The sequence below is a fragment of the Pseudoalteromonas sp. NBT06-2 genome (genome assembly GCF_002276045.1).
In the GTDB taxonomy this organism is placed as follows: Bacteria; Pseudomonadota; Gammaproteobacteria; order Enterobacterales; family Alteromonadaceae; genus Pseudoalteromonas.
Genome location: NZ_NQMR01000030.1, coordinates 71697 through 78015, shown reverse-complemented (window position 1 = coordinate 78015; position 6319 = coordinate 71697). Strand labels below are relative to the sequence as shown.

Annotated in this window: 4 protein-coding genes and 1 pseudogene; all 5 read right to left on the bottom strand. The window is 35.8% G+C overall.

Going from position 1 to position 6319, the window contains the following annotated elements; genetic code table 11:
• Window positions 1-392: 392 nt before the first annotated feature.
• The 5 genes and pseudogenes from CJF42_RS08610 to glnL all read right to left on the bottom strand — a co-directional run bounded on the left by CJF42_RS08610 (window position 393) and on the right by glnL (window position 6179).
• Window positions 393-1391, bottom strand: a pseudogene (locus tag CJF42_RS08610) (IS91 family transposase).
• Complete coding sequence (locus tag CJF42_RS08605; RefSeq protein ID WP_095366289.1) at window positions 1304-1864, bottom strand: tyrosine-type recombinase/integrase; 561 nt, start codon at window positions 1862-1864, stop codon at window positions 1304-1306. Before CJF42_RS08605 ends, CJF42_RS08610 begins: the two are co-directional and overlap by 88 nt.
• A 323-nt stretch (window positions 1865-2187) precedes the next feature.
• Window positions 2188-3195: a tetratricopeptide repeat protein gene (locus tag CJF42_RS08600; RefSeq protein ID WP_095366288.1), complete on the bottom strand. Its 1008-nt coding sequence runs from the start codon at window positions 3193-3195 to the stop codon at window positions 2188-2190.
• 425 nt (window positions 3196-3620) lie between these two features.
• A complete protein-coding gene (gene glnG / locus CJF42_RS08595; RefSeq protein ID WP_095366287.1) occupies window positions 3621-5006 on the bottom strand; it encodes a nitrogen regulation protein NR(I) in 1386 nt (461 codons plus the stop codon).
• Window positions 5007-5069: 63 nt separating this feature from the next.
• The gene (gene glnL, locus CJF42_RS08590; protein ID WP_095366286.1) at window positions 5070-6179 is read right to left on the bottom strand and encodes a nitrogen regulation protein NR(II); all 1110 of its coding nucleotides are present in this window, start codon (window positions 6177-6179) and stop codon (window positions 5070-5072) included.
• Window positions 6180-6319: the final 140 nt, after the last annotated feature.

Below are 6319 nucleotides of genomic sequence, written 5' to 3'. Positions count from 1 at the left end.
TTTAAATTGGAATCCAACCTTATGGCGCATATACGACTGTCAGATTCGATTAACAGAATTCAATTAAATCTGACAGTCGTATATGTTTAGGTTTTTAGATACCAGTCAGTATATCAATCCTGGCTACAACTCATAGATTGGGAGCTGGTGTCGAAAAAGCCTACATTGAGGAAACCGCGGGGTTTTGGCTCTGAATTATGGGGATTGTATGCTCATTTTATTTGGCTGCTGTGTTATTGCCTCGCCGTGCATTAATATTGCTTGCTGTAATGTACTTTTTAATAAGAATTTGTGCATTAAACCTCCTATTTCATTGCCATTTATCGCTCATTTCTGGTGTTTTGACCAGCATTAATCCTTACTAACATTTATTGATAATCTCATTATTATGTTTACCGTATCAGATATTGCCAATCTAATAACGGCGGTGCTCTGGGTAAATACTGATGTACTAGTATTTCTATTACTATCATGGGTGAGCCACAATTGGGGTAAACAAAACTAGGGCATGGCTCATGTGCTTTTGCACGATAATTCTTGAATTTAAAGCTAACGGTTTGCTCATCCATCGCAATCAGGCGGCTGTTGGCAATTGCCACACGATGTGTGTAGCGAGATAAATATGCCAATACAGCTTTTGGCCCCGCAAATGGTCGCTTGGCATACACAACCCACTCAATATTACTAAAAGCATTTAACCATTGTGTAAATTGAGATCCATTTTCAATAGATTTAAAGTCTTTAAAGAACAATAAGGTATCGAGCTTAAACGCATCACTTAACATTTTTAGATATAATCACCGAAACAGCCGAGATAAAACACGTACAGGCAAAAAGAACCCAGATTTACATGATATCCATTGTTTACCATCAAGTGATAAACCCCCTCCAGGCACAATGCCGTGAACGTGGGGATGATGTGTTATGGCACTTCCCCAAGTGTGTAATACAAAAGTGACACCTAAACGCGCTCCCAAATGCTTGGTATCTGCCCCGATAATCAGCAGTGTTTGAGCCGCTGCTTTCATCAAAATGTCATACATGACTGATTTGTTGTAATAAGCAAGTTCACTTATTTCCTGAGGCAAGGTGAATACTAGATGGTAATAATCAACGGGCAGTAACTGCATTTGCCTAGTTTCTAGCCAACGTTTAGCCGCACTCGCTTGGCATTTAGGGCAATGACGATTACGACTAGAGTTGTAAGCTATTTGCATCTGCTCGCAGCTTGAACAATATAAAACATGACCGCCAAGCACTTCACTACGACAATGCTCTATGGCTGACATGACTTTAAGTTGAGCTAAGCTAATATGCCCTGCATGGTGATCACGCCAAGATTGGCCATGAGCGTGAAAGATATCAGCCACTTCCAAATTTTGGTGAGACATCTGTGGCTCAATTTTTTATCAATATCACTGACTTTTAACGAAACAACTTCACTCACACGCAGACCCGCACCATAGGCAACGGCTAATGCAGCTCTAAATTTAGGATGCGTTGCTGATGCCATAAAGTACTTAGCTTCCTCAAAGCTTAATACAATGGGTAATTTACGCGCGACAGTGACGGGACAGATCCGGGTCACTACTTCAGGTTTATCTAAAGTAATTTGAAATAAAAATCGCAGTGCAGCAATGGTTGCATTGACGGTGATCCCAGAGATACCATTATTGACCATAAATAACTGGAATTCACGAAGCTCCTCTTGAGTTGCTGTTTCAGGTGAATGTTGTAAATGCTCACATAACTTATTAACCCCTCTGATATAAGCAATTTGAGTTTTAGTGGCAAGCTTACGTATGATCATATCTTGATTAATACGTTGACGAAGTGGTTCTGAAAAATATTGACTGATGTTCATGAGAGTTTCTCCATTCTAAGTGAGGCAACATGCCTCAAGTATTAGAGTGGAAAAAAGATAATATGTTACGAATACTGAAGCTGGAGGTGAGCACCATTACCGCAGAGCGGTTTAGTTCAATGTCGGAATAGCAGTCTTTTTCATAGCTTAAAAAATATGTGTAAATTGTCTGTTTAGTAACTGGCTGATATGCTATTTACGACAAAGTCGCTCGGTAATTAGACCGACAGTTTCCCTTGGTAATCACATTAATCCAATATATATGGTAAAACTGCTGATTTCATCAAATTTATATTCATACTGTTGTCTCATTTTTAAATAAATTATAGTTGTTTTTTAGCTTTCTTTTTTAACTTTTTATCGGTTGCATTGTTATATGCCCATTTAAATAAAGTTTCAGATTTATCCTGCTGTTTATTAAATTTATATAATTGAGCTAAGCGAAAGTGTGCCCATTGATAACGCTCATCGTTAGGATTGTTTACTTGTTTTATGTAATCTTCTAATGCAGTTATACCTATATCCAAGTGTTCTTTTGTTTCTATTGCGATTCTGCCCGTTAAGTAAAGTGTCTCTAAATGGTTATTAATTTCATATTGCTCAATTTTGTTGGTTTTATCATTAGGTTTGAGTGGTAATTTACTCGCTTTAATAAAAAACGCTTGGGCTTTGGTAAGTTGTTCATCACTCCAGTAGGCATGGCCTATTGTGATATGAACACCAATATCTTGTGGAAATTGCTTTTGTCCTTCCGTCATTAGTTTCTTTAAAGCACTATCGTCACCATCTTGCATGTAATATGCAAATCTGGCATCAAACCCTTCTCTTTTATCAAGAGTGTCAATTTTATCTACTAACAGCTTGCCTTGCTTCATATTGCCGCCAGCAATTGAAGGTGCATTGATATAAAACCGCATTAAAGCAGATAAGTAATTTAGGTTTTTTGGTTCAATTTGAGTTGCTTTTTTAAATCCTTTTAATGCTTTTTCAGCATAACTTAATGCACTGAAAATGGATGATTGCGCTTGTGCGGCCATAATGATGGCGTAAACATAATTGATTTTTGCGTGTTCAGGGAAATTTTTAAATCGAGGGGAAATGATAGCTTCAGCATCATCAATCTCATTGATACGGTAAAAGCTTTGCGCTAATAATATAGATTCTTCGAGTGTTCTTGTTTTTTTAGCCTCTATTTGGCTAATGATTTTATGATATTGTTTTTTTTCAAAAGCATGCTCGAATGATTTAAATGGAGTTGAATCACTTGACTCTGTTGCTAATAAATTAATTGAAAATAGCAGTATAGTTATGCTTAACGTTTTATATTTCATCAGGATAATCCATTCTTTTTCTTAGTGTATCATCGATATAATTTTTTATTGTGAAAAAACTAAAAATTATAAAGGCTTAGTTATGACTGTTTCCTTTCTAATAATTGGTTTAATTGTTCAATGCATTCACTTATGCCAAATGTGATTTTATCTTTTCACGGAGCATAGCGAGTAATACGCTGAAAAATTACACTGTGTCATTTTGGCGATACATAATCAAGTTTCCGTTTGAATAACATACAATTTGTTGTCATTGTCGAATTGTTTAAATACAAACCGTTTTTTGTACTTAATATAGTTTGATAAAGATTATAATAAAATTATCACTAGCTAAAGTTAAGCTAACGGGCTTATTACTGTTTATTAAAACTCCCGATTATAAGCATCGGGAATTTCATTTGAATTAAAGGTTATGATGTGGGAAGTTACGAAATATTTTGTTCTTTTAATTTTCGCGTTAATGTATTGCGACCCCAACCAATTTTTATGGCTGCATCTTGCTTGTGGCCATTACAATTGGCAAGCGCACTTTTAATTAAGCGCTCTTCTAATTGGCTTTGAATTTGAGGCCAAATATTTTCTTTGCCTTGTTTTAACTCACTATCAAGCCAGATCTGAAACTCATCTAACCAGTTAGCTTTTGCGATAATAGCTTGTTCATTGGTTATTTCTTCTGGTAAATCATCAAGAGCAATTAATTGTCCTGGAGCCATAACTGTGAGCCATCGACAGGAGTTCTCTAATTGCCTTACATTACCTGGCCAATTAAATAACTGGAGTTTTTTACTGGCTTCAGGGCTAAGCACTTTACATTCAACTTTTAAATCTTTAGCACTCTTCCTTAAAAAATTTTGTGCTAAAATCTCAATATCTTCAGGGCGTTCGCGTAATGGCGGTAGCTTTAATCTCACAACATTTAAACGATGAAATAAATCATCTCTAAATTGCCCTTTTAATACTAAATCTTCTAAATTTTGATGAGTCGCAGCAATAATACGTACATCTACTTTAATGCTTTGATGACCACCAACACGGTAAAATTCTCCATCGGAAAGGACTCTTAATAAACGTGTTTGTACATCAAGCGGCATATCACCTATTTCATCTAAAAATAAGGTACCGCCATTCGCTTGTTCAAAACGCCCTTTACGTATGCTATCAGCGCCTGTGAATGCGCCTTTTTCATGGCCAAAAAGTTCTGACTCTACAAGCTCCTTTGGAATAGCGGCCATGTTTAAAGCAATGAATTCTTTTTCACAGCGAGGACTATGATTATGTAGTGCACCTGCTACGAGTTCTTTACCAGTACCAGATTCACCGTTGATAAGCACACTCATACTCGATGCTGATAGTTTACCTATTGCACGGAAAACTTCTTGCATTGCAGGGGCTTCACCTATTATATCAGGTGTTTTTTTAGGTTCTTTTTTAGCTTTTACTTTGATTCGACTATTTGCTCTACAGGCACTTTCTACTAATGCAACCGCTTCATTTAAATCAAAAGGTTTAGCTAAGTATTCAAAAGCACCTTTTTGAAATGCTTGAACGGCTGAATCTAGATCTGAATGCGCGGTCATGATGATCACAGGTAAACCAGGATTATCTTTTGCGATTCCCTCTAATAATGTCATGCCATCCATACCAGGCATACGTACGTCAGATATAAGTACAGTAGGTTGGCTATATTCTAAGGCTTGTAAAACATCTTCAGCATTAGAAAAGCTTTCAGCATGAAATCCTGCACGGGTTAATGCTTTTTCTAATACAAATCTTATAGATGCGTCGTCGTCAACGAGCCAAACTGTTTTCATTTTTATTTCCTTTTTGTAGCTAGGAATTTATTGTTTTAATATTCAGTATATATATGTATGCGTTTACAAACCCAAAGGTAGATATATATTAAATTCTGTATGTCCAGACCAGCTTTCGCAATCTATATAACCATTGTGTTGATCAATTAAAGTTTGCGCAATTGATAGTCCTAAGCCTGAACCGCCTTCTTTATTGGTTACCATAGGAAAAAATATCGTTTCAATAATATCTTGATCTATCCCAGGACCATTATCTGATATTTGTATCTGTAAAGCGTTTTTCATTGATTTATTATGAGCACGCATTTGGTGACGTATTCGTGTTTTTATACGGATACTGCCAGATTCTATATTGTTAGCTTCATTGTTATGTATGGCTTGTTGTGCATTACGTATAATATTCAAAATCACTTGTTGCATTTTTCCTTCATCAATAGTGATATCAGGAATACTAGGATCATAATCTTTGACTAATTTAATATGGTTATAATTTTCTAACATAGCCAATTTAACAACAGATTCTAAAGTTTGGTGAATATTACATTCTGTTTTTTTTAGTAATTGATTTGGCCCTAATAACCGGTCAACTAATTCAGTTAATCTGTCAGTTTGTTCTATGATGAGATTAGTACATTCATCACGCTCACTCTGATACGTTTCATACTGCAATAACTGCGCCGCTCCACGTATACCGCCTAAAGGGTTTTTTATTTCGTGTGCTAAGCCTCTAATTAAGGTGCGAGCAGCAATATGTTGATGCATTTGATATGAAGCCTGATCATGTTTTATTTCTTCATCAAGCCTGCGAAATTCTATTAATGCGAGTGCTTGATTATCATTGGTTATTAAGCGCGAGCTTAATGCTATTTTTGCATGGCGAGAATCGACAAATACCACGTCGGCTCTGTGTTGATGGCAATCAATACCTTGCTCTAGGGTATGACTATATATTCTTGATATATCAATTGTGTGATGGCTAAATAAGGCGTGAAATTCTTGCCCTATAAAGCGCTTCTCTCCTAAAGCAAAAAGTTCTTTAGCGCTTTCATTGGCATAAATAACAATTAAATCTTGATTTAGTAAAATCACAGAAGTCGTTAAATTTTGCCAAGCAGAATGTAATAGTTTTGAGGTATTTATATTTTTTTCATTAATTGCATCATTTGAGAACATGTTTGCACCAATTTAGTGCGTAAGTATTTTTATGATTAAAAGCACGATACTTAAGCGAATTTAGTATAGGTATAATATCTCTAATTTACCTTAAGTAGTACTGAATACGTAGTCATTTTATAGTAGAGTTTTGGATGTTG